Below are 23,848 nucleotides of genomic sequence, written 5' to 3' on the forward strand. Positions count from 1 at the left end.
TCACTCAGTGATGTCCAACTGGCAGCTCTCCCCAGTCAGACATCCGGGCAACGATGTCGGCAACCAACTCGGCCTCCTGGGCCCGGAGGTAGAAGTGGTCGCCGTCGAACGCCCGGCACACGGCGCTGCCGGTGGTCAGCTCACCCCAGGCGGCCAGATCACCGTCCACGTCGCCGGAGTCGCCGCGACCCCCGTAGGCGGCGATCGGGGACCGCAGCCGCACCGGTTCGTCGCGGTGGTACGAGAGGGACGCCCGGACGTCGGCCAGCAGCGCCGGCAGCACCAGCTCGCGCAGTTCGGGGTGGTCGAACACCACGGGATCGGTCCAGCCGGACTCCCGGGCCTCGGCCTCGACGGTGGCGTCGTCGAGCGCCTCCCTGGGCGGTGCGGAACGTTGTGGGGCGTACTGGCCGGAGACGAACAGGCCGGCTGGATCCGGCCCTGGGCCGGCTTCCATGCGGATCGCGACCTCGTAGGCGACGAGGCTGCCCATGCTGTGCCCGAACAGGAACAGGGGCCGGTCGGCCAACGGCGCCAGCGCCGGGGCCACCGCGTCGGCGATCTGCCGGACCGACGACATCAGCGGCTCCGCCAAGCGGTCCTGGCGGCCCGGGTACTGCACGCCGATCAGCTCGATCCCGGCCGGCAGCCGGGCGCTCCACGGGCTGTAGGCGCCGGCCGTGCCGCCTGCGTGCGGCAGGCACACGAGGCGCGCCGTCGGATCCTGGCGGGGCCGGGGCCGGTGCAGCCAGCGCGCCGATGCGCCGTCGGTGCCCGATGTCGTGGGTGCGGTCATCGAGGGACTCCCGTCAGTCGCGGGTCTGAGGCCAGAATCCGCATGTGATTCTTTGCGAGGGATGCATCTGGGACGGACTTGCGATGGATAGTGCCCCGGCCGACGCGCCGGTCGCGATCGGTGGGCGGCTCGACCCGGCCACCGTTCTCGGCGGCTACCGCCACGGCACCTTCCCGATGCATGCCGCGACCGCGGCTCACATCGAGGCGAACCACGCCCTGTACGAGGATTCGGTGGCGTCCGGGGCGACCGTGGTGCTCGACTCGCCACTGCCCGACCCGTACGCGCTGGTCTGGTGGTCCCCGGATCCCCGGCCGGTCGTCCCGTACGGCGGGTTGACCAAGGCGCGCAGCCTGATGAAGCTGTTGCGCAACCGGCTGACCTGGACCACCACCGCGAACCAGGACTTCGCCCGCGTGCTTGCCGAGTGCCGCCGGGACCGCACCCCCGAGTGGCTGACCACCGAACTGTGCGCCTGCATGACGGCGCTCAACCAGCTGGGCTGGGCGCACAGTGTCGAGGTGTGGGAGGACGACGAGCTGGTGGGCGGTGCCATCGGCATCGGCACCGGGGAGGTGTTCGTCCTGGACACCTGCTTCCACCGGCGCAGCAACGCGTCGAAGGTGGCGCTGCTCGACATGGAGCACCGGCTGGCCGGCAGCGGCGTGACGCTGCTGGACGTCGAGTGGGACAGCGAGCGGAGCCGGCGGCTCGGCGCCGGGCCGGTGCCGCGCCACGAGTTCCTGGCGACCCTGGCCCGCGGCAGCGATCCGGTGCCTCTGGCCGGCGGTGTGGAGCCGGCCCGGCGCCTGGGGTTCCTCCGCACGCCGGGATAGCGGGTGTTGCCCCCAAAACTGGTGAGTCCCGCGCGTCCGGCCCCGTGGTCAGGATGATCGAAGGCCGTTTGTCTTCGTTCGATCAATGAGGCCGTGACAAGAAACGGAGCTGAACCAGTGCCGGTCAACACCTCCAGATCCACACATGAAGCCGGGACCTCCACCGGGGTGCAGCCGTGCACGCCGCCGCCCTGCGACCGGGACGACACTGTCGTACAACTGCCCCTCTCCGCCATCCGCGACGGCGACTCGCCGCGTTCCGCAGGCGTGGACCTGGCGCACGCGAGATCGATGGCGGAGATGGAGGCGGACCTGCCACCGATCGTGGTGCACCGGGCGACCATGCGTGTCATCGACGGCATGCACCGGCTCACCGCCGCCCGGCTGCGCGGCGAGCGGGAGATCCGCGCGCAGCTGTTCGACGGCGACGACCACGAGGCGTTCCTGCTCGCGGTCCGGCTCAACGTGTCGCACGGCATGCCGTTGACGCTCGCCGATCGGCGCGCCGCCGCGGTCCGGATCATCCGGAGCCACCCGCAGCTGTCCGACCGGGCGATCGCCTTCACCGCCGGGCTGGCCGCGAAGACGGTCGGCTCCCTGCGCCGCGGGATCGACGGCCCGCCGGTCGAGGCGCGCATCGGCCGTGACGGCCGGGTACGGCCGATCAACGGGGCGGCCGGGCGGCAGGCCGCGGCCGAGCTGATCGCCCTGCACCCGAAGGCGACGCTGCGTCGGATCGCTCAGGAGGCGGGCATCTCGGTGGAGACCGCGCGCAGTGTCCGAGCGCGTCTGCAGGCCGGCGAGGACCCCGTGCTGGACCGTCGGACGCGGCCGGAACGCAGCGACCGCGGAGTGGACCGGCAGATGACGGTGAAGCTGCCGGAGGCCGACCCCTCCGAGGAGCTGCGGTCGCTGCTGGACACCATCCAACGGGATCCCTCGCTGCGTTACACCGAGTCAGGCCGGGTGCTGCTGCGCTGGCTGGGCCCGCGGGTGCTGGTGCCCGACGAGATCCCGCTGTCGCTGAGCCACATCCCGCCGCACTCCAGGCTCAATCTCGGGTCGCTGGCGAGGTCCTGCGCGGCGGCCTGGATCCAGCTCGCGATGGGGCTCGAGGACGAGTACGGCAACACCGCCGCCGGCGAACTGTCGGGCTGAGAACGCGGCAGGAACGGGACGGGCCGGTGTCCACCAGGACACCGGCCCGTTTGCGTGCATGGCGCTCCGGGAACGGAGAGGTCTGCCGCTACGGCCCGTTCACCTCGGGTCCGGCTCGCTCAGGCGGGTGGCGAGGTCGGCCACGGTCGGCGCCTCGAAGAGCGTACGCAGAGCCACCGTGCGCCCGACAGCCTCCCCGACCTTGTTGACGACCGCGACCGCCAGCAGCGAGTGGCCGCCCAGTTCGAAGAAGTTGTCCCGCACGCCGACCCGGGGCACGGCCAGCACCTCCGACCAGATCGCGGCGATGCGCTCCTGCAGCGGCGTGCCGGGGGGCTCGTACTCGGCCGCCCCGGCCCATTCCGTCTCGTCGTCCGGCCGTGGCAGCAGCGCCCTGCTGAGTTTCCCGCTCGGCGTATGCGGCAGTTCCGTCACCGTCAGATAGGCCGCCGGCACCATGTAGTCCGGCAGCCGGTCGGCAAGGAAGGCGCGCAACTCGGCGGCGGCGGGCGGGGCCTGCGGGTCCGGCACTACGTACGCGACGAGGCGTCGGTCGCCGATGCCGTACCGGTGGGCGGCGACGGCGCACTCCAGCACCTGCGGGTGGCCGGCGAGGACGGTCTCGATCTCGGCGACCTCCACCCGGAACCCGCGGATCTTCACCTGGTCGTCGAACCGGCCGATGAACTCCAGCTGCCCGGCGGCGTTCCAGCGGACCTTGTCCCCGGTGCGGTACATCCGGGCGCCGTCGGCGAACGGGTCGGGCAGGAACCGTTCCGCCGTCAGCTCCGGGCGGCCCAGGTATCCGCGGGCCAGCGGGGTGCCGCCGACGAACAGCTCGCCGGCCACGCCGGGCGGCACCGGCCGCAGCTCGGAGTCGAGCACGTATGTGCGCGCGTTGTCGAAGGGCCGGCCGATCGGTGGCAGCGCCGGCCATTGCGCCGGGTCTTTGCCGAGCCGGTGCGAGGTGGTCAGGTGGACCTCGATCGGACCGTACTGGTTGAACAGCGTGCAGTCGGGCAGCCGGGTGAAGAACTCCCGGATCGCCGGGGTGGCCTGCAGTTGCTCGCCCGCCGTGAGCACCGCCCGCAGCGACGGCGGGAACCGGTCGAGGCGCACGGCCAGCTCGGCCATGCTCTGCAGGGCCACGAACGGCATGAAGACCCGCTCGATGCGCTGCGTCTCGATGACGTCGAGCAGACGCTCGAAGTCGTGCCGGACCTCCTCCTCGACCAGGACCAGCGTCTCGCCCACCGCCAGCGTGGTGAGCATCTCCTGATAGAAGATGTCGAAGCTGAGAGCCGCCCACTGCAGGGTCCGCCCGCGGCCGCCGGGGCCCTGGCGCTGCTGCCACCGCACCTGGTTGAGCAGGGCCCGGTGCGACATGGCCACGCCCTTGGGCCGGCCGGTGGAGCCGGAGGTGTAGAGCACCCAGGCGATGTTGCCCGGGTCGGCCAGGTTCACCGGGCCGGTGGCGTCGGCCGACGGGCTGAACGCCAGCACCGGCGCGCATCCGTCGGGACCGGCCTCGCCGCCGGCCGGGCGGATCAGCAGGCACAGCGCCGCATCCTGCGCGATCAACTGCTGGCGTGCGGCCGGGTAGGTGGGGTCGATCGGGACGCAGGCACCGCCCGCCTTGAGCACCGCCAGGTTGGCGACCACCATGTCGAGCGAGCGGGGCAGCGCGATGCCGACCCGCTCATCGGGGCCGACGCCCCGCTCCCGCAGCTGCCGGGCCAAACCGTTCGCCTGCTCGTCCAGTTCACGGTAGGTCAGCTCCCGGCCGTCGAACACCGCCGCGACGGCGGTCGGTGTGGCGGCGGCCTGCCGCTCGACCACCTGGTGCAGGCAGAGGTCGTCGTGTCGGGCGACCGGGCCGTTCCAGACTTCGAGCACCTCGTGCCACTGCGCGGCGCTCATCAGGGGCAGCTCGTCGATCGGCACGTCCGGTGTGGTGACCACCGCGGCGAGCAGGCTGACCAGGTAGCCGGCCAGGCGCTGCATGCTCGCGCGCTCGAACAGCGCGGTCTGGTACTCCAGCCCGACGCTCAACTCCCCCGTCTCGTTCTCCTGGGCAAAGAGCGTGAGGTCGAACATGGCCTTGCGCTCGTCCGGCTCGATCGGGGTGACGGTCAGCCCGTCGAGCATGTCGAACGGCTCAGCCCTCAGATAGGTGAACAGCACCTGGAACAGCGGCTGCACCGCCAGGTCCCGCTGCGGCCGGAGCTCGGCCACCAGGCGGTCGAACGGTGCGTGCCGGTGCTCGTAGGCCTCCAGCAGTCGCGGTCGGAGCTGGCCCAGCAGACCGGCGAAGGTCGGCCGCCCGGCCAGGTCGGCCCGCAGGACGACCGGGTTGACGAAGTGGCCGATGTTGGCCTCGACGTCCGGGCGCGCCCGCCCGTCGAGGACCATCCCGACGCTGACGTCGCTCTGGCCGCTCCACCGGTACAGCAGCGTGTGAAAGGCCGCCAGCAGCACCATGAACAGGGTGGCGCCCTCCTGTCGGGCCAGTTGACGCAGCCCTTCGGCCACGTCGGCGGGCACCGGCACCTCGACCGTGTCGCCGTCGAGTTCGGCGGTGGCCGCACGGGGCCGGTCGGTCGGCAGGTCGAAGATGTGCGGGGCGCCGGCCAGTCGCTGCGTCCAGTAATCCATGTGCCGCTTCGTCTCGGCGTCGTCCCGGTTGTTCTGCCACAGGGCGTAGTCGGCGTACTGCATGCTCAGTTCGGGCAGTTCGGGCGGGGTGCCGGTCCGGTACGCGCGGTAGAGCGTGCGCAGCTCCTGGTAGAGGTTGGCGTGCGAGGGCCCGTCGAGCACCAGATGGTACGAACGGAAGACCAGCACGTGCTCGTCCGGCGCGAGACGGATCAGCTCGGTCCGGAAGTTCTGCGCCACGGAGATGTCGAACCGGTATTCCGCATACATCCGCTTCCGCTCGTCCAGCCAGTGTTGCTGCTCGGCGGCGGACAGGTCGGACACGTCGAGAAAGGTGAAGCGGGGGTCACCGGGCGGCTCCACGACCTGGACGCCGATGCCGTCGCGCGCCGGGAACGCCGTACGCAGGATCTCATGCCGTCTCATGATCTCCGCGATCGCCGACCGCAGCGCAGCCACATCCAGGTCGCCGGTGATGCGGTGCAGCGCCGTCTGGTTGTACGCCGCGCCCAGCACGCCCATCTGCTCCAGGAACCACATGCCCTTCTGGTGGTCGGAGAGCGGGATGACATCCGGCCGGGCCCCGGTCGCAGGGTCGCCGAGCATCGTGGCGATCACCTCGTCGCGCCGCTCGCGCAGCACGGCCAGCCGTTCGCCGTCGAGCGCGCCGACCGGCCGATAGCGCAACCGGCCGTCCTGAAGCCACAGTTGTACGCCGGCCAGGCGCAGTTCTTCCAGGAAGTCGGAGATCGCGATCACGGGCTGCCCCTTCTCGGCGGACCGCTCAACGGGTGCTGAGCGGGCGCAGGTCGGTCCAGTGCTGCGTGACGTAGTCGAGGCACGCCTGCCGGCTGTCCTCGCCGTGGACGAGCCGCCAGCCGGCCGGCACCGCCCGGCGGCTGGGCCACAACGAGTGCTGTTCCTCGTCGTTGACGAGCACCAGGAAACGGCCTTCCGGGTCGTCGAACGGGTTCATTTCGACTCCTCTCTCACCAGGGGTGCGAACGCGTCGGCCGAGCGGGGTTCGCGGTCCGGCCCGGCCTGCTGCCGGGGGTAGACGAAGGGCAGCAGCAGACCCGCCATCGATGTGGTGATCAGCGCCATCAGGACCAGGAGCGAGTACAGGCGCTGATCGAGCAGGCCGATCTGCAGACCGACGGCCAGGACGATCAGCTCGGTGAGCCCTCGCGTGTTGACCAGCACGGCCAGTGCGGCGCTGTGCCGCGGGGCCACCCGGACGAGCCGCGCAGCCATGAAGGTGCCTGCCATCTTGCCGCCGATCGCGACCAGCAGGATCAACAGCAGCAGGCCGAACTCCCGGGCGTCCATTCCGGACAGGTTCACCGCGAAGCCGGCGACCACGAAGAAGGGCGGCAGCAGCACGGTACGGTCGATCCGCTCGACCCAGGGCAGTACCCGCTCACGCAGGCCGGCGGCGCCCGAACGGGGCATCACCGCGCCGAACAGGAACGCGCCGAAGATCTGGTGCAGTCCCATCCACGAGGTCGCCGCGGCCGACAGCCACAGTCCGCCGGCGAGCGCGGCCAACAGGCCGACGCCAAGGGCGATCCGGGCGGCGGACCCCCGCTGCTGTCCGACCGGGCGGCGCCGCGCCGGCCTGGCCAGCGCCGGTCTTACCACCCCGACGAGGAGAGCCACGAAGGGCACCACGAGCAGCATCCGCAAGGGTGGCTGGTTCCCGTGCGAGAGGGCGACCAGTACCGAAAGCACCGACCAGGCGAGGACGTCACCGACCGCGGCCACGGCCAGCGCCAGACCACCGATGGGCGTGCCGATCAATTGACGGTCGGTCAGGATCCTTGCCAGCACCGGGAATGCAGTGATCGACATCGCGGTGCCGAGGTACAGGCAGAAGACAACCGCGCTCTGCCCGGACCGGTCGCCCACGATGCCGATCGCGAAGAGACTGCCCAGGACGAACGGCACGACCACGGAACCGATCGACAAAGACATGACGATCCGGCTCTGCCCGCTCAGCGGACTGTCGGCCAGATGCAGCCCCACGAGGAACATGAAGACGCAGACGCCGACGCCGGCGATCGTCGTGAGCGAGGGACGAATATCGGTCGGAAACAGCGTGCGCGTGATCGCACCGTGGAACAGGGTCGGCCCCAGTAGGATGCCGCCGGCGATCTCGCCGATCACCTCCGGCTGCCCGATCCGCCGGCAGAGGAGCCCCAGGACCCGGGCGACGAGAATGATCACCGCCAATGCGAGGAGCAGCGCCGCAACCGTGCCGATAGCCACCGGTTCGTCCCTTCGCCAAGCCAGTGTGTGATCGACACTAGGCAGAACCGACCGGGGCCGCGCAGTCACGTGAACCGGCGACAGGATGCCGTCGCCTCGCGGGTCCCTCCCTTGCGGCTGCGTCACTTGCGTTCGGCAGAGGTGAGTGGAACCGATCAAAATAATCGATCTTACGGCTGCGGGTCCATGTCCCCGATTGGCGCGACGAGCGAGCCGCCGCGAAGGGTCCAATAATCGCTAGCGGCCGTAGATCACGGCCGCTTGTTCGATAGCTTTAGATCCTTCCGGAGGCTGGTCTCGGCCATGGACCACCCTGCCGTGTGCCAGTTCAGCGGTGCGCGACGGCAGGAAGGCCGATGATCCGCATACCGCTGGCTTGACGATGGAGAACATCATCCAGGTATCTACGGGGGAATAATGCTTCGCGTTGATGCTCTGATCAGCAGTCCGGTCTATCTCGTCGGCCTCATACAAATTCTCTCGGACGAAGGAATATCCATCGTCTCGACCCGTCAATCTCCGACCGAACAGGTTTCCTGGCTCGCCGATGCGGCTCTGATCGACGACGACGCCCTGGGGGCAGCGGACGGCCTGGACGACGTGGCCGAGGCGGCCCGGACCACGGCGGTCCTGGTCCTGCTCAACAGTTGGTCACTGCCGGCGGAGGAGTACCTCGAGGCGGGCGCCATCGGCGTGATCCACAAATGGCAGTCGAGCGAGAGTCTGGTCGCGGCGCTGCGAACCGTGACCGCCGGCGCCCGGGTGTTACCCGAGGGCCACATCGCGAAGTCCCCGGCGGAACGTCAGGATCCGCTCACGCTGAACCTCTCCGGACGCGAGGAACAGGTCCTCAGCCAGATCTCCCGGGGACTGACCCACGGACAGATCGCCACCCGGCTCGGCATCAGCCCGCACACCGTCGACACATATGTCAAGCGCATCCGCGCCAAGCTCGGCGTCGGCAACAAGGCCGAGCTCACCCGCGTCGCACTCCTCAGCCAGCTGGCAAGGCCCGTCGCCTGATCGAAGGCCGTAGGCAGAGCAGCACGGAGGCTGCATGCACGCCAGCGTTCACACGCCCGATGACCGGACCATCGCCGAACTGCATGCCGTCGAGGAGCTGCGGCAGCGGGCTCTCGTCGCCGCCGACCTGGACGCCCTGGACAGGATCTTCGACGACACTCTCGTGCACACGCACGCACACGGCATCACCCATACCAAGGCCCAACTTCTCGAGCACACCGCGAGTCGGCGCCCCTACCTCGGCATCACCAGGGGCGACCTGCTCATCCGGCTCGTCGGTGACGTCGCGATCATCACCGGCCCGCTCACCAACCTTCTGCGTACGCCGGACGGCGGCGAACGCACGCTCGCGGGCGTGGCCACCCAGATCCTGCACCGACACGACAGTGACGGCTGGCGGTTCGTCAGTTTCCAGATGACCCCGTTCGCGGAGCAGAAGTGACGTCGTCCTTCGGATTGTCGAAGGCAGGCACAGTCAGGAGGTACACATGACCGGCACCGGCATGCCCGACGGTGATCACGCGCCTGAGAGAGAGCACCTGCCGCCTGTCACATACGGGGTGCGGCGGATGGGCAGGGCGAAGGTCAACAACCCGTCGGGGGCCGGCCTGGAGCGGCACATCTGCGACCTGGCCGCGTACGGGAATCACGCGTTCCTCACCGCCTACCGCGAACCGACGTGTGAGCGAACCGGCGCCTATGTCATCGACATCAGCGATCCGCAGGCGCCCTTCGAGGTCGAAGGCGCGTTCATGGAGACGACGACGGGCAACTACGTCGGTGAGGGTCCGGGCGTCATCGAGATCGACAACGAGTACTTCACTGGCACGCTGTTCGTTCACGGCAACGAGATCTACGCCCAGGCCCACGCGCCGGACCCGACCGGGCCGGGCCAGCGGGGCGGCATCAACATCTGGGACATCACCGACCCGGAACACGCCAAGCTTCTGGCCGCCCACGCCGGCGACTACACGGACGTGGACGGCTCACCGCTGGACCAGGCCGTCGAGGTCTACTACGTGTTCCCGTGGACCAACGGCTTCACCGGCCGCACCTACGTCGCCATGGTCACTGTCAAGATCACGACCGACATCTGCATCATGGACATCACCGACCCGCGCAACCCGTCGATGGTGAACTCCCTCGACCTGCGCGTGCCGCCGTTCGGCGTTGCACAGGAGTCCCCCGCGGGCCTCAACTCGGTGTTCGCCCACGCCGTCGGTGTGCAGCGGACCGGCGACCGCTACGTCATGAACGCGACGTACTGGGACGGCGGTTACGTGCTGCTCGATGTGACCGACCCGACGCCGGGCAACGTGTCGATGATCGCTCAGTCCTTCTACCCCGAACTGGACGAGGAGCGGGCGAAACACGGCCAACAGGTCGCGCCGGAGGGCAACGCCGAACACAGTGCGCTCTCGCCCGACGCGCGGTATCTGGTGGGCGCCGACGAGAACTACGAAGCGGTGCGCCTGCTCGGCACCATCACGTCGGGGCCGGACGCCGGCCTGGAGTTCACCGCGGCCTGGAGCCCGGACACGGCGCCGATCGACGACGTCAACGGCATCTCCGGTACCCCGACCTTCGTCGGCGGCGGATGCCCGGGCACGGTGCCACCCGGCCAGGGGATCGCGCTCATGGAACGTGAGGCTTCGCTGCTGACCGCGGGGTCGAACCCCGGGTGCTCGTTCCAGGAGAAGCTGAACGCCATCGCCGCGGCCGGTTACTCGGCAGGCATCGTCTTCAACCGCCAGGGGCCGGACGCGCTCCACCAGTACCCCACGTCGGCCAAGGGACCGATCCCGCTGATCTTCGTCAACCGCCTGACCGGTCTGCGGCTGCTCGGGGTGACCGGCGTGACCGAGGAGACGGCCGGCTCGACCGCGACACCGGCCGCACCGGACATTCCCGCGATCGACCTCAGGTCGGTGTTCAACGGATGGGGTTATCTGCGGCTGTTCAAGACGGACATACCGGCCGCCGGCAGCGGCTCCATCGAACAGATCGACACGTACGCCATCCCCGAGTCGCAGGACCCGAAGTACGCGATCGGCTTCGGGGATCTCTCGGCGTCCCACGTCGCGATCGATCCGGACCGGAAGCTGGTGTACGCCACTTTCTACTCGGGCGGTCTCCGCGTCCTGAGCTACGGCCCGGACGGCCTGCGGGAGGTCGGCGCCTACTGCGAGCCCGGCAACGACTTCGTGGGAGTCGTGGTCCACAAGATCGGTGAGAAGAACTACGTCCTGGTCACCGACCGCAACTACGGTCTCTACATCTTCGACGTCTGATCACCCCACGGACAAACGCTGGTGGCGGGCCCTCCCGGAGGCCCGCCACCAGCGTCTTTTCCTGCTCAGAGATGTTGCGGCACTACGGCCAGGCAAGGCAGAAGGGGTGACCGGCCGGATCGGTGTAGACCCGGAATCCGGTGCGTGCGCCGGGATCGTCGGCCGACTTGACCAGCCTCCCACCCAGCTTGATCACTTTGTCGTGCGCGGCTTCGAGGTCGTCGAGGTAGAAGTCGAGATGGACCTGCTGCGACGAGGCCCCGTCCGGCCAGACGGGCGGCACATGATCGGGCGCAAGCTGGACGGCCAGGTGCCACTCCCCCTCGACCCAGACGTTGTGCCAGGTGTCCTTCGCCTCGACCGTGCCGTCCAGCAGCCCCGCCCAGAACGCACTTTCCGCATCAAGATCCGCCGTCTCGAAAACGATTGTCCGGCGCCTGAAATCCACAAGCCACACCCTCTCCGGCCGAATTCGTACCAAGCAAAATCATTCTGGCTACTTCATTCGGTGAAGAGCAGCCTCCGCGATGCCCCACGTTTTGGGGAATCGCGCGGGCGGCCCGCCCTGCCGGGTCCGGCGCGGACATCGCAGGCGGCCGCTAGTGTCGGCGCATGTCCAGTCCTGGAGACGTGCCGCCCGAGATCCTGAACCGGCTGCGGCCGATCTGTCGGCAACTGCCCGAGTCGTACGAGGAACCGGCCTGGATCGGCGTGCGCTGGCGCATCCGCACGAGGACATTCGCCCATGTCTACAGCCCGGACACGGATCGCTACCCGGTCTACGCCCCGTATGAAAAAGCAGGTCAGGCACCGGTCGTGATGACTTTTCGGGTGCCCGTCGACGACCTGCTCGGCCTGACCTCCGGCGGCTTCCCGTTCTTCCGTGCCGACTGGGGCCACAACGTCGTCGCCGCCGTTCTCGATGACCACACCGACTGGACCGAGCTCACCGAACTGATCACCGACAGCTACCGTGAGATGGCTCCGAAGTTCCTCGCCGCCCGTCTGCCACCGATCAACTGACCGGCGGCGGGCCTCGGCGTCCCCGGATTATGCGGCAACGCGAGGCTTCCTCTGCGGCATTGACTTCCCAACAATTCGATCATGCGTCGATTCTTCGTGCATTCCATTGTTCTGACTGCGGTCATGAGTCTGTCCGCCGTCATGAACACCGCCGTCGCGCCGGCGAGCACCGCGGCCGCCGATCCGTATGTCCGCGGAAACAGCACGGTGCCCGTCTACTCATACGCGGACGCGATCCGGGAGAGCGTCTGGGTTCAGACCCCCCTGGACGACGACTACGACGGAGTGCCCGACAAGGTGGCGGTGGATGTGGTGCGGCCCCGGGCCGGCAGTGTCCGGGTGCCGGTCATCATGCAGGCGTCGCCGTTCTACGGCTGCTGCGGCCGCGGCAACGAGAAGGAGCTCAAGGAATACGACGCGGGCGGCACGATCGTCAGGCAACCGCTCTTCTACGACAACTACTTCGTACCGCGCGGGTACGCCGTCGTCACCGTGGACCTGGCCGGCACCGGCCGGTCCACCGGGTGCACGGACACGGACGGGCGCGAAGACACGCTGGGCGCGAAGGCCGCCGTCGACTGGCTCAACGGACGGGCAAGGGCCACGTACGCCGACGGCTCACCGGCCGTTGCGACCGGCTGGACCAACGGCCGGGTCGGCATGATCGGCAAGTCGGCGGACGGGACGGTGGCCAACGAGGTCGCGGCCACCGGCGTCGACGGGCTGAAGACCGTCGTGCCGATCGCGGCCACCTCCAGCGGATACGACTACGCGCGCCACAACGGCGTGGTGGTCAGCCCGGACGCCAACGAGTCCCTCTTCGATCTGGTCACCAGCCGCCCGGCCGAAGCCTGCGCCCGGACACTGCGGGAACTCGACACCGGCAGCGACGACGCGACCGGCGACTACAACGCCTTCTGGGCGGAGCGCGACCTGCGACCGTACGCGTCGAAGGTGCGGGCCTCGGTCTTCCTGGTGCACGGGCTCAACGACGGCAACGTGATGACGAACCAATTCGCGCTGTGGTGGAAGGGGCTGGAGGTTCCTCGCAAGCTCTGGCTCTCCCAGGCGGGCAACGTCGACCCGTTCGATTTCCGACGCGCCGAGTGGGTCGACACGCTGCACCGCTGGTTCGACTTCTACCTGCAGGGCCTGCACAACGGCATCGACCGGGAACCGCAGGTGACCATGGAGACCTCGCCCGGCACATGGACCGATCAGCCTGCCTGGCCGGCCCCGGACGCGCACCAGGTGCAGGTCCCTCTGGGCAACGGCGACGGCACCACCGGCACCCTGGGCGAGCACACCGGCACCGGCGAGAGGACCTGGGTGGACAACCCCGACCTGTTCGAGGACGCCGCCACAGCCGACCCCAACGATGCGGTCGCCGGCCGGGCCGCCTTCCTCTCCGGGCCGCTGACCCGCGACGTACGGATCTCCGGAATCCCGGCCGTGACCCTGCGCGTCAAGGTGGACCGGCCGACCACCGAGCTCAGCGCCCGGCTCGTCGACTACGGCACCATCCCGCGGGTCAACACCATCTACCCCAACGAGGGCATCCGCACGCTGGACACCGAATCATGCTGGGGCGCGTCGACCGCAGCGGACGACGCGTGTTATCTGGACACCGCCCAGGACGTGGTGACCGGCGACCGCGGCATCCTGACCCGGGGCTGGCAGGACGCCGCACACCGGGTCTCCCTGCGCTTCCGGGTTCCGCTGGAGCCCGACCGGTGGTACTCGATCGAGATGCCGATGCAGGCCACCGACCAGACCGTCCGGGCCGGGCATGTGCTCGGGTTGATCCTGCAGCAGAGCGACCTCGAATTCACGACCCCGTCCACCACCGGCGCCACCGTACGACTGGACCTGCGCGGCAGCCACCTGACCCTGCCCGTGGTGGGGAGTGCGGGCCTGCCGCAGCCGGGGGCAACAGCTCCGCGGGTCAGGGCCGCCGACCGGCTCGGCCAGAAGGACATCCACCGCCGGAACTCCCTGGTCCCCTGGGGAGGTTGTCGCACCACCGCACGAATCCGGACACCCGACATATCTGGGTGCCCTGTTCGACATGCGCATTCCGTGATCGGTTGAGTTACGGCTGTTCAACATCGGCCCGGCCCAAAACCCGCTGGAGGACGGAGCAATTCCCCACCTGCGAAATCCAGGTCTAGCCTGCTGAAGCACTGCTCAAGGCACTGTCTGACCGCGCATTTCACACAGTTGGACACGGTGGCAGATCCCCGTTCCCCGCGCGATTCACGCCCTTTCGGATACGGAGGCAGGCGATTCATGTCCCATCGTTGCGTACACCATCTGATCGAAGCGCAGGCGGCACGGACACCGGCCGCGCCCGCGGTCGTGTCCCGTGACGGTGTCCTGAGCTACGCCCAACTCGACGAACAGGCCGGGCGGTTGGCCGGCCTGCTCGCCGCGCGTGGTGTGCGCCCCGAGATTCGGGTCGGGCTGGCCGTAGAGCAGTCGGCGCGCTGGCTGGTGACGCTGCTCGCCGTCTGGAAGGCCGGCGGAGTCTACGTCCCGATCGACGCCGCGCTCCCCGCCGAGCTGGCCGCTTCGATGCTGGCCGACGTCGGTGTCGAGCTGCTGCTGCACTCCGGATCCGGTCCGGTGCCGGCCGGTCCCGGCTTCTCGGTCGTGGAGCTGGTCGACCTGGACAGCGCGGACCCGGTCGCCGGCGCGGCGCCGACGATGTGGCCGGACAACCTCGCCTACTGCATGTTCACCTCCGGCTCCACCGGTCGGCCGAAGCCGATCGGGATCTCGCACGCCGCACTGGCCGGCCACGCCGCCGCGATCCGCGCCGAGCTGGGCCTGCAACCGGCCGACCGGCTCCTCCAGTTCACCTCGATGGCCATCGACGCCTCGCTGGAGGAGGTGCTGCCGGTCTGGCTCGCCGGCGGGACGGTCGTGCTACCGGACGCGCCACGGCCGACGAGTGTCGAGCTGACCGAACTGATCACCGCGCGCGGCGTGACCGTGGTGAGCCTGCCGAGCGCGTACTGGCACCAGTGGACGGACGACCTGCGGGACGGCGTGGTGGCGCTGCCGGAGACCTTGCGCACGGTCTTCGTCGGCGGCGACAAGATCCGCATGGACAAGTTCGCCGCCTGGTCGGCGGTCGTCGGCTCGCGACCGGTGGACTTCGTCGCCGACTACGGGCCCACCGAGACCACGATCAGCTGCACCACATACCGGCCGGACCCGGCACACCTGCCCGACGACATCGAGCTCGTGCCGATCGGCCGGCCGCTGCCCGGGGTGACGGTACGCCTGCTCGACGACGACCTGACGCCGGTGGCCGACGGTGAACCCGGGGGCGTGTGGATCGCCGGCTCCGGGCTGGCCCGCGGCTATCCGGGCGCGCCCGCGGCCACCGCCGACCGGTTCTGGCCGGACCCTTTCGGGCCTCCCGGCACGCGGATGTACCGGACCGGTGACCGGGCCTTGCGGCTGCCCGACGGGAACCTGCAGTTCCTCGGCCGCTCCGATCGCCAGGTGAAGATCCGTGGATTTCGGATCGAGCCCGGCCAGGTGGAGAACGCGGTGCGGGCCTGCGCCGGCGTACGTGACGCCGTCGTGGTCGCGGTCGACGACCCGGTCTCCGGCGCGCGCCTGATCGCGTACGTGGAGGCGGACGCGGCGCCGGATGCGGAGGCCGCTCTCCGGGACGAGCTGGCCGGCCGGCTGCCCGCCGTCATGCTCCCGCAGACCATCGTCCGGCTGGACCGGATCCCGCGATCCCCGCTCAGCGGCAAGGCCCTCCCGTCCGAGTTGCCGCCGCCACCGGCCGTCGCCGACCGGCCCGGCCGGATCCTGCCGTCCACCATGGAGCAGACCGTCGCAGGCCTCGTCGCACACGTGCTGGGCAGGTCGCCGGGCGCCGACGAGGACTTCTTCGCGGCGGGCGGCGACTCCTTGCGTGGCCTGCAGTTGCTCAGCCGCATCGCCCAGGCCACCGGGGCGGCGCTGAGCTTCGACCAACTGCGCTCGGCACCGACCGTGGCCGGCCTCACCGCGCTGGTGGAGGGGGCGCAACAGCACGAACCCGACGTGGGAGCCGTGACACCGACCGGCGAGCGCGACGAGTGGCGGCCGGTGTCCCGTGGCCAGGCCGCCCTCTGGTACCTGGACAAGCTGCATCGCGGTGCGGCGACGTATGCCGTGCCCCTCGGGTACTGGATCTCCGGTCCGCTCGACGTCGACCGGATGGACGCCGCGCTCACCGAGCTGCTGGCCCGCCACGAGGCGCTGCGTACCACCCTCTCGGAACGCGACGGCCGGGTCTGGTCCCGCCTCCAGCCGCCGGTGCCGGTCCGCACCCGGGTGACGGCGGTGGCCGACCGCGCCGCCGCGGCACGCCGGGCCGAGGCTGACGCGGCCCGGCCGTTCGACCTGTCCACCGGCCCGCTGCTGCGCTCCTCCTGCTACCGGGTCGACGACGAGCACCACCTCTGGTTGCTCAACGTGCACCACAGCGCCTTCGATGCCTGGTCGCTCGGTGTGTTCCGGCGCGAGTTCGCCGCGCTGTACCAGGGCCGCAGGCTGCCCGAGCCCGCGGTGCGGTACGCCGACTACGTCGCCTGGCAGGAGCGCTGGCTGGCTTCGGAGGAGGCGGCCGGGCAGCGCCGGTACTGGAGGGACCGGCTGTCCGGCGACGCGCCGGCGGTGGAGCCGGGCCGTCCGACCGGGTCACCGGGGCAGGCCGGGTTCTCGATACCGCTCAGGCTCGGCGGGCTCGTCCCGGGCCAGGTGGAGGACGTGGCCCGGGCCTGCGGATCGACCCCGTTCGGCGTGCTGCTCGCCGGATTCTTCGCCACGCTGCACCGGATGACCGGCGGCGCCGACGACATCGTGGTCGGCGTTCCGATGGCCGGCCGGGGGCGGGCGGGCACCGAGGAGCTGATCGGATACCTGGTGAACACCGTGCCGCTGCGGATGCGGTTCACCCCCCGGATGAGTTTCCGGGAGCTGGTGGAGCGGACCGATGCGGCGCTGGCCGAGGCACTGTCCCGGCAGGACCTGCCGTTCTCGGAGATGACCGACGGCATCGCCCAGGGCGGGGACGCCGCCGAGAACCCGGTCTTCCAGACCATGTTCGTCCTGCAGTCCACCCCGGTGGACTACGGCGGTGCGATCGACGGCCTCGAGATCACCGAACAGCTGATCCACTCGGGCACCGCCAAGGTGGCACTGACCTGCACACTGCGGCTGGACGACGGCCAGGTCACCGGCGAGGTGGAGTACGCCACCCGCCGCTTCGACCGCCCGTCCGCCGATCGCTGGCAGGACGCCCTGGTGACACTTCTCGAGTCGGCGCTGGCGGCCCCGTCGGCGCGGCTTGCCGAGTTGCCGCTGCTGCCGCTCGCCGCGGCCACCGCCCAGCTGACCGCGATCAACGCCGACCACCGGGACCGCGGCGCCGCCGGCACGCTGCTGCACGACGGCTTCCGCGCGGCGCTGGCCCGCGATCCGTCGGCCGTGGCCGTGCAGGCCGGAACGAACGCCGTCAGCTATGCCGAGCTGGACGCCCGGTCCGAGGCGATCGCGGCCACGCTGGCGGCCGCCGGCATCGGTCCGGAGTCGCTGGTCGGGGTCTGCGTCGAGCGCTCCGTCGACTCGGTCGCCGCGGTGCTCGGGGTGCTGCGCGCCGGTGCCGGGTTCGTGCCGCTGGACGCGGGATATCCGGCCGAGCGGTTGCGCTGGATCGCCGCCGACTCCGCGATGGCCGCGGTGATCACGTCCGCGGTGCCGGCCGGGCTGGAGGACGTGCCGGTGATCGACCCGGCCTCGGCCGGGTCGGAAGGCGGGCCCGATGCCGGGCCGGATGTGGGAATCCACCCCCGCAACACGGCGTTCGTCTACTACACGTCCGGGTCGACCGGCCGGCCCAAGGGCGTGATCATCGATCACGGTTGCGCGGCCTCGCGGGTGGAGTGGATCGCCCGCCGCTACGAGCTGGGCCCGGGCCATCGGGTGGTGCACAAGACCCCGCTGATCTTCGACGTCGCGATCTGGGAGATCTTCGCGACGCTCGGGGCCGGCGCGACGGTGCTGCTGGCCGAGGCCGGCACGGAGACCGACGTGCCGTATCTGGCCGAGCTGCTCGCCACGCCGGACACCGTGCTCGCCCACTTCGTCCCGTCGATGCTGGACATGTATCTGGCCACGGTCTCCGCCACCAAGTACCCCGGGCTCGATCGCGTGCAGACGTCCGGCGAGGCGGTCCCGGCCGCGTTGCTGCGGCGCTTCGCCGCCCACTTCGACGTCGCACTGGACAACGCCTACGGCCAGACGGAGACCTCGGAGGTCGCGCTGTGGAGCGGCCGTGACTGGCCGGACGGCGGCGTCCCGATGGGACGGGCGGTCAACGGCTACCGGCTGTTCGTGCTCGACGAGGCTCTGCAGCCGGTGGCCCCCGGCGTGGTGGGCGAGCTCCATGTCGCGGGCGTGGACGGCCTGGCCCGCGGCTACCTCGGCCGGCCGGATCTCACCGCGGAACGGTTCCTGCCGCACCCCTGGCCCGTGACGCCCGGGGAGCGGCTGTACCGCACCGGCGACCTGGCCGTCCGTGACGACGACGGCCTGCTGCACTACGCCGGGCGGTCCGACGGCCAGGCCAAGGTCCGGGGCGTACGGGTGGAGCCCGGCGAGATCGAGGAGGTGCTGCGCGGTCACCCTGCGGTCGAGCAGGCGGCCGTGCGGATCCGGGAGGACGAGCCCGGTGCCAAGGAGATCGTCGCCTATCTGGTGGGGCCCGACGCCGTCGTCCCCGACGTGGCGGAGTACGCGGCCGGCTACCTGTCCCGGTACCTGTTGCCCGCGGTCTACGTGAAGCTGGCCGCGCTGCCGCTCACTCCGTCCGGCAAGGTCGACCGGCAGGCGCTGCCGGCGCCGACCGCGCAGGATCGCGGGGCACGCGCCGGGATCTCGGAGACCACCTCGCTGATCGAGTCGCAGCTCGCCGAGGTGTGGCGCGACCTGCTGAACGTGGAGGAGATCGGCCGACGGCAGAACTTCTTCGAGGCCGGCGGCAGCTCGCTGTCGGCCCTGCAGATGCTGCACCGGGTCAAGACCCGCTTCGGGGTGGCGGTCACCGTACGACAGTTCTTCAGCGCGCCGACGATCGCGGGTGTGGCTGAGTACCTGGAGAAGGCGCTGGTCGCCGAGTTGGCCGCGCTGTCCGACGACGCCGCCGCGCAGAGCGACGGCCGGGAGGGATGATCCGATGACCACACTGGACGTGGACAAGCAGCAGAAGCTCATGAAGCTGCTGCGCGAGCGGAACAGCTCGGCGCGGGGCCCGCGCATCACGCCGGTACCGCAGGGCACCCCGGTGCCGCTCAACCCGCCCCAGGCGAGGATCTGGTTCTCCTGCCGCCAGTACCCGGACACCAGCGAGTACAGCCTGCCGGAGCTACGGACCCTGGACCGGGCACTCGACCTCCCGACGTTGCGCGCGGTCACCGCGGACCTGATGGCCCGCCACGACGTCCTGCGCGTACGGATGTTCGAACGCGACGGCGTGCCGATGCAGCAGGACGACGGCCCGATCGAGCCACCGGTGACCTGGCACGACCTGCGGCATCTGCCCGCAGGTGAGGCGGAGGCGAGGGCCACCGCGAGCGGCAACGAAGCCGCGCAGCGCCCGTTCCCGCTCGACGGGCCGTGCTTCTTCCAGGTCATCGGCTTCGCCCTGCCCGGCGACCGGACCATGCTGGCGGTCAACTTTCATCACATCGTCATCGACGGGCTGTCCCGGGCGATGGTCGTCGCCGAGCTCGACGCCCTGCTGGCCGGTCGTCCGCTCGATCCGGCCCCGCCGGTCGGCTTCCTCGACTACGTGGCCTGGGAGCAGGAGAACACCGACGAGACGGCGATCGGGCGCGACCTGTCCTACTGGACCGGCAAGCTGGCCGGTGACCTGCCGGTGCTGGACCTGCCGAGGGACCGTCCCCGGCCGGCCACGTCGAAGCGGACCGGGGGCACCGTGCCGGTCTCGGTCCCCGGCCCGGTGCTGGCCCGCCTGCGGCAGCTCGCGGCGGACGAAGGGGTCACCCTGTTCGTCGTCGTCATGGCCGCGTACAAGCTGTTCCTGGCCCGGATGACCGGGCAGCGGGACATCATCGTCGGCGCCCCGCTGGCCGGCCGGGATCATGAGGTCGCCGAGTCGATCGTGGGCTGTTTCGTCAAGTCGGCGCCGTTGCGCACCGACCTGAGCGGCGACCCCACGTTCCGCGAGGTCGTCCGCCGGGTGCACGAGACCGTCCTGGAGGCCCATGACCACCAGACGGTGCCCTTCGACCGGGTGGTGGCGGAACTGGGTCTGCCCCGGCTGTCCGGGGTGCAGGCGGTGTTCCAGACCATGGTCAACGTGCAGTCCACCGGAGCGGGCGGCACCGCCGACCTGGGCACCGAGTTGGACACGAACGCCGCGATGTGGGACCTGGCCGCAAGCCTGTTCACCGACGAGGACGGGATGAGCGGCGTCCTGATATACGACGCCGCCCTGTTCGAGAAATCGACCGCGCTGCGCTTCGCCGGCTTCCTGGAGAGCCTGCTGACCGCGGGCGCCGGGCAACCCGACACGCGGGCGTTCGAGCTGCCGCTGCTGGCTCCGGCCGAACGGGAGCGCAGCCTGCGCGAGCTGAGCGGATCCGAGCAGCCGGACGTCCGCTACCGGTCGATGGCGCAGCCCTTCGAGGAGCAGGTCCGCCGCACCCCGGACGCGGTGGCGGTCCGCACCGGCGAGGACGTGGTGAGCTACGCGGAGCTGAACACCCGGGCCAACCGGCTGGCGTGGGTCCTGCTCGGCGGCGGAGTCCGGCCCGGCACGGTCCTGGCGCTGTGCCTCGCCCCCGGCGCCGACGAGATCGTCGCCCGGTACGCCGCGGCCAAGCTCGGCGCCCCGTACACGGCGATCGAACCGGAGGAGCTGACCGACGCCGCTCCGGACGTGGTGATCACCGATGGGGCGACGGCGGCCCGGGTGCCGCCCGGATCGTGGCGGGTGGTCTCGTTCGCGGACGCCGAGCGGTGGGCCGAGACGGCCACCGACGACCCGCCGGTCGCGGAGACCGGCTGCGACCTGCTCCGCCTGGTCCGCGCCCCCGGTCGGCCGGGGCCCGTCGCCCACACCGTCGGCGGGGCGCTGGCGGAGATCGCGGAACTCCAGCGCGCCCATCCCCTCGGCGTCGGCGAGGTGATGCTTGCGGACACTCCCGACGGCGCGTTCTGGCCGCTGTCGTCCGGTGGCACGGTCCTGCTCTGCCCGCCCGTGGTGCACAAGCACCCGCGGCCCCTGATGGAACACATCGACACCCACGGCGTCACCACCCTCTGGACGACGCCGTCGGTGCCGTTGGACGGCACCGGTGGCGGGTCGCTGCGCCGGGTCTTCTGCGGCGGCGAACCGGTGACCGTCACCGGGTTTCCGGGCGAGGTCGTCACATGGCAGGGATGGCCGGAGACCGGCCGGGTCACCGAGAAGGGCCGGCGGACGGCGCCCCACGCCCTGTATGTGCTGGACGAGGCGCTGGAGCCGACACCGGTCGGCGTCGTCGGCGAGCTGTACGTCGGCGGGGAGGCCGGCCTGGCCCGCGGTTACCACCGGCTGCCCGCGGCGACGGCGGAACGGTTCGTCGCCGACCCTTTCGGCGTGCCCGGCGCCCGCATGGTTCGCACCGGCGAACTCTGCCGGCGCCGGGAGGACGGTGGGCTGGAACACCTCGGCCCGGTCGACCGGCAGATCACGGTCCACGGCATGCGCGTGGACCGGGCCACCGTCGAGGCGGCCTTCACCGGCCAGGGCGGGGTGGCCCTGTGCGCGGTCATCGCGGCGCCGGAGGGCGGCCTCGCCGCCTTCGTGGTGCCGGCCGGTGATCGGCAGCTGTCGGAGCCGGAGCTCGCCGACGGCGCCGCCCGACGGCTGCCCGACTACCTGGTGCCGGGCAGCGTGACGGTGGTGGACCGGATCGTCCGCAGCGGCGACGGCGGGATCGACGTCGCCGCGCTGCTCGACCTGCGCCACGAGGACGCACTCGTCGAGGACGAGCCCTTCGTCGCTCCGGAGACCGAGCTGGAGGCCCGGTTGGCCGCGATCTACGCCCGGCTCCTGCGGCGGGACGCGGTCAGTGTCACCGACAGCTTCTTCGACCTGGGCGGTCATTCACTGCTGGTGTTCAAACTGATCGAGGAGTGCGCGAGCGAACTCGGCCTGCGGCCGTCCGTCCAGGACGTCTTCACCGGTCCGAAGGTCCGTGACCTGGCGGCGACCCTTGGCGCGGCGCAAGCCGTCCCGGCGCTTGAGGACAACCTGATCAATCTGGTCGAGAACCCGGGCGCGCCACTGGTGGTCTTCGTGCACGCGGCGAGCGGCTCGGTGCTGCCGTTCTACGAGGTGGCCCAACGGCTCGGCGGCGAGTTCGCGCTGTACGCCCTGCAGTCGCTGCCGGACGACCCGCCGGCGACGATCGAGGAGATCGCCGCCCGGTATGTGGCCGCCGTCGACACGGTGCGCGGCGTCGCCCCCGTCGTGCTCGCCGGCTGGTCGATGGGCGGCTGCGTGGCGGTCGAGATGGCCCGGCAATGGCTGCTGCGCGGCGAGCGGGCCGCCGCGACGCTGCTGCTCGACACCTGGGCGCCGCCCTCGTTCATGTCCTCGGCGGCGGAGGCCGCCGAGGTGCGGGCGGCGTGCCTGGCGCTGGACGTGCTGCGCCTGGAGGGCGCCGAGGCCGGCGCCGCCGTGGCCCTGGGCGAGCTGACCGGGATGGTCGAGCGCAATCGCGCCGCGTTCCTCGACTACTGGCCGGAGTTCTACCCGGCCGAGGTGGACCTGCTGCGCGCCAGCGACCCGCTGCCCGCCGACGCGCCGGCGTTCCCCGCGGGTTACATGGACGACGACCGTGGGTGGGGCGCCTTCGTCGCCGAGTTGGAGACCACCGAGATCAAGGGCAGCCACCTGAGCCTGTTCGATGCCGAGCACGTGGACCACCTGGCCGCGGCGATCAGGGGCGCCATCACCCGGCGGATGGGTTACGAGGAGATCTGAGCGCCGGCGAACGCCGCCTGCAGCTCCGGGTACATCGACCCGTCGTACGCCGCGGCGACCTGCTTCATCGGCTCGACGGCAGCGTCGCCCGGCTGGTACGGCCACCAGTTCACCAGGACCGTCAGCCGTTCCCGATGCTCCGGAACGGCCGGCGGATCCCGGTGCACGTCGCCCCGGTTGCCCACGGAGTGCCACAGATGCCCAGGGAACGTGACGTACAGATTCTCGGCCGGGAAGACGAACTCGCGATCCTCCGCGTCCGGCGACGGCTCACCGCCGAAGACCACCAGCGGGCCGTCGTCGACGTCGGTCAAGTACATGACGCTGGACAGCATCGGGGAATCCAGCCCACCGGTCTGCGGATCCTCGCCGATGTCACGGTGCAGACCGAATTCGAAGTTCGAGGCGTACGGCGGGGCCAGCCGGCCGAGCCACCACTCGACGCCCTCCGCGGCCGCCCGTACCTCGGCGGGGATGTGGTGCACGAGATGGTTCCGGACTGCGGCCTCGACCACGTTGCGCGGCGGCGTCCCCAGTGCGTACCAGAAGGTGTAGTGGTAGGGGCTGCGGCCGCCCAGCCGTTCGGGCTGCGTGGCCATCGCGACAGCCGAACGCAGCTGGTCCAGCGTCTCGTCGGGGAGCGCCCGCGCGGTCTGAGCGATGAGTGCCATGCACCGGACATTACGGGGCACCCCGTGCTGTGGTCGATCAGTCCCGGCGCTATCCCGGATCG

At 70.7% G+C, this 23,848-nt stretch carries 15 protein-coding genes; 9 read left to right on the forward strand and 6 right to left on the reverse strand.

The genetic code is table 11. The annotated features are described in order from the left end of the window. Positions 1-4 precede the first annotated feature (4 nt). Positions 5-796, reverse strand: a complete 792-nt coding sequence (locus tag ACWDAG_RS13705) for a thioesterase II family protein (protein WP_450695788.1) — start codon at positions 794-796, stop codon at positions 5-7. A gap of 83 nt (positions 797-879) precedes the next feature. On the opposite strand from ACWDAG_RS13705, the gene ACWDAG_RS13710 reads away from it, so the two are divergent. Then, positions 880-1,632 (forward strand): leucyl/phenylalanyl-tRNA--protein transferase, encoded by a 753-nt coding sequence (locus ACWDAG_RS13710; protein WP_450695789.1) that lies wholly within the window; start codon positions 880-882, stop codon positions 1,630-1,632. A 117-nt stretch (positions 1,633-1,749) separates the two neighbouring features. Beyond that, complete coding sequence (locus tag ACWDAG_RS13715) at positions 1,750-2,790, forward strand: hypothetical protein (protein ID WP_450695790.1); 1,041 nt, start codon at positions 1,750-1,752, stop codon at positions 2,788-2,790. A gap of 99 nt (positions 2,791-2,889) precedes the next feature. Here ACWDAG_RS13715 and ACWDAG_RS13720 read toward each other — a convergent pair whose 3' ends face one another. The 3 genes from ACWDAG_RS13720 to ACWDAG_RS13730 are packed head-to-tail and all read right to left on the reverse strand — an operon-like array spanning position 2,890 to position 7,839. Next, a complete protein-coding gene (locus tag ACWDAG_RS13720) occupies positions 2,890-6,204 on the reverse strand; it encodes an amino acid adenylation domain-containing protein (RefSeq protein WP_450695791.1) in 3,315 nt (1,104 codons plus the stop codon). Between the two features lie 25 nt (positions 6,205-6,229). After that, the gene (locus ACWDAG_RS13725; RefSeq protein ID WP_145766821.1) at positions 6,230-6,421 is read right to left on the reverse strand and encodes an MbtH family protein; all 192 of its coding nucleotides are present in this window, start codon (positions 6,419-6,421) and stop codon (positions 6,230-6,232) included. Beyond that, on the reverse strand, positions 6,418-7,839 hold the full coding sequence (locus tag ACWDAG_RS13730) for a cation:proton antiporter domain-containing protein (RefSeq protein WP_450695792.1): 1,422 nt from the start codon (positions 7,837-7,839) through the stop codon (positions 6,418-6,420). The genes ACWDAG_RS13725 and ACWDAG_RS13730 overlap by 4 nt, the downstream gene beginning before the upstream one ends. A gap of 291 nt (positions 7,840-8,130) precedes the next feature. On the opposite strand from ACWDAG_RS13730, the gene ACWDAG_RS13735 reads away from it, so the two are divergent. The 3 genes from ACWDAG_RS13735 to ACWDAG_RS13745 are packed head-to-tail and all read left to right on the forward strand — an operon-like array spanning position 8,131 to position 11,027. Then, entirely contained in the window at positions 8,131-8,736 is a 606-nt protein-coding gene (locus tag ACWDAG_RS13735; protein ID WP_450695793.1) for a LuxR C-terminal-related transcriptional regulator, read from the forward strand. A 34-nt stretch (positions 8,737-8,770) separates the two neighbouring features. After that, the gene (locus ACWDAG_RS13740) at positions 8,771-9,178 is read left to right on the forward strand and encodes a nuclear transport factor 2 family protein (RefSeq protein ID WP_450695794.1); all 408 of its coding nucleotides are present in this window, start codon (positions 8,771-8,773) and stop codon (positions 9,176-9,178) included. Between the two features lie 46 nt (positions 9,179-9,224). Then, on the forward strand, positions 9,225-11,027 hold the full coding sequence (locus ACWDAG_RS13745) for a hypothetical protein (RefSeq protein ID WP_450695795.1): 1,803 nt from the start codon (positions 9,225-9,227) through the stop codon (positions 11,025-11,027). A gap of 82 nt (positions 11,028-11,109) precedes the next feature. Here the strand turns inward: ACWDAG_RS13745 and ACWDAG_RS13750 are convergent, their stop codons facing one another. Beyond that, on the reverse strand, positions 11,110-11,475 hold the full coding sequence (locus ACWDAG_RS13750) for a VOC family protein (RefSeq protein WP_450695796.1): 366 nt from the start codon (positions 11,473-11,475) through the stop codon (positions 11,110-11,112). A gap of 164 nt (positions 11,476-11,639) precedes the next feature. Here ACWDAG_RS13750 and ACWDAG_RS13755 point away from each other — a divergent pair, with 164 nt between their 5' ends. From ACWDAG_RS13755 to ACWDAG_RS13770, 4 genes are all read left to right on the forward strand, one after another. Beyond that, positions 11,640-12,050 carry an MmcQ/YjbR family DNA-binding protein gene (locus ACWDAG_RS13755; RefSeq protein ID WP_450695797.1) on the forward strand — a complete coding sequence of 137 codons (411 nt, stop codon included), beginning with the start codon at positions 11,640-11,642 and terminating at the stop codon, positions 12,048-12,050. Between the two features lie 81 nt (positions 12,051-12,131). Further along, on the forward strand, positions 12,132-14,141 hold the full coding sequence (locus ACWDAG_RS13760; RefSeq protein ID WP_450695798.1) for a Xaa-Pro dipeptidyl-peptidase: 2,010 nt from the start codon (positions 12,132-12,134) through the stop codon (positions 14,139-14,141). A 198-nt stretch (positions 14,142-14,339) separates the two neighbouring features. Next, positions 14,340-19,289: an amino acid adenylation domain-containing protein gene (locus tag ACWDAG_RS13765; protein ID WP_450695799.1), complete on the forward strand. Its 4,950-nt coding sequence runs from the start codon at positions 14,340-14,342 to the stop codon at positions 19,287-19,289. Between the two features lie 4 nt (positions 19,290-19,293). Beyond that, positions 19,294-23,115: a non-ribosomal peptide synthetase gene (locus tag ACWDAG_RS13770; protein ID WP_450695800.1), complete on the forward strand. Its 3,822-nt coding sequence runs from the start codon at positions 19,294-19,296 to the stop codon at positions 23,113-23,115. Here ACWDAG_RS13770 and ACWDAG_RS13775 read toward each other — a convergent pair. After that, positions 23,100-23,786, reverse strand: a complete 687-nt coding sequence (locus ACWDAG_RS13775) for a hypothetical protein (protein WP_450695801.1) — start codon at positions 23,784-23,786, stop codon at positions 23,100-23,102. The two genes, ACWDAG_RS13770 and ACWDAG_RS13775, sit on opposite strands and share 16 nt — an antisense overlap. Positions 23,787-23,848 lie beyond the last annotated feature (62 nt).

This window comes from Streptomyces sp. NPDC001157, from assembly GCF_053598255.1.